The organism is Actinomadura logoneensis (genome assembly GCF_003428695.1).
Lineage (GTDB): Bacteria > Actinomycetota > Actinomycetes > Streptosporangiales > Streptosporangiaceae > Spirillospora > Spirillospora logoneensis.
This window is the reverse complement of record NZ_QURH01000370.1, coordinates 1-647: the sequence shown is the minus strand read 5'-3', so window position 1 is coordinate 647 and position 647 is coordinate 1. Positions and strand designations below refer to the sequence as shown.

Sequence of the window (647 nt, the reverse complement as noted above, 5' to 3'; positions counted from 1 at the left end):
CGGTGCCGTCCTGCCCCACCTCGAGCGGCGGGGCCGGGCGCGCGCTTGCGCGGCGGGGGCCGGGCGCGCGTCGGAGGCTTCGGACGTGCGCCGGGGGGGCTGCTCCGCGGCTCGTCAGGTGCGGAAGTCGGCGAAGTCGAAGCCGGGGGAGACCACGCAGCTGACCAGGACCTCCCGGTCGCCGGACGGCCGTGCCGCCTGCCAGTGCCCCGCCGGGACGACCGCCTGCGGGACCTGTCCGCCGGTGACGTCCGGCCCGAGCACCACCGTCCGGGTTCCGGCGCCGCCCCCGGTCGCGGTCCTCTCCGCCGGCCTGTCCCCGTTCCCGCCGAGGACGAGGTCGAGCGGGCCGCCGGAGTGCCACAGCCACATCTCGTCCGAGCGGACGGCGTGCCACATCGACTCCTCGCCCGGCGGCAGCAGGAAGTAGATCGCGGTCGCGCCGGCGCGCGGGCCCGGGTAGCCGTCCGGTGTGAACTCGTGCGCCGACCGCCAGGTCTCCCGGTACCAGCCGCCCTCGGGGTGCGGCAGCAGGTCGAGCGCCTCGGCCGTCGCGGGCCGGTCGAGCAGCGCGCCGTGCCGTCCGTCCGGGCCGCGCCGCAGGTAGCGGACGCGCCGCGCGGACGACGCGTCCACCACGCCGCGCG

General features: G+C 78.8%; 1 protein-coding gene. It reads right to left on the bottom strand.

Annotation, left to right across the window (positions count from 1 at the left end; genetic code table 11):
* Positions 1-114: 114 nt before the first annotated feature.
* Positions 115-647: cupin domain-containing protein (locus tag DZF91_RS22780; protein ID WP_235834485.1), on the bottom strand; the 533-nt coding region annotated here is incomplete at its 5' end.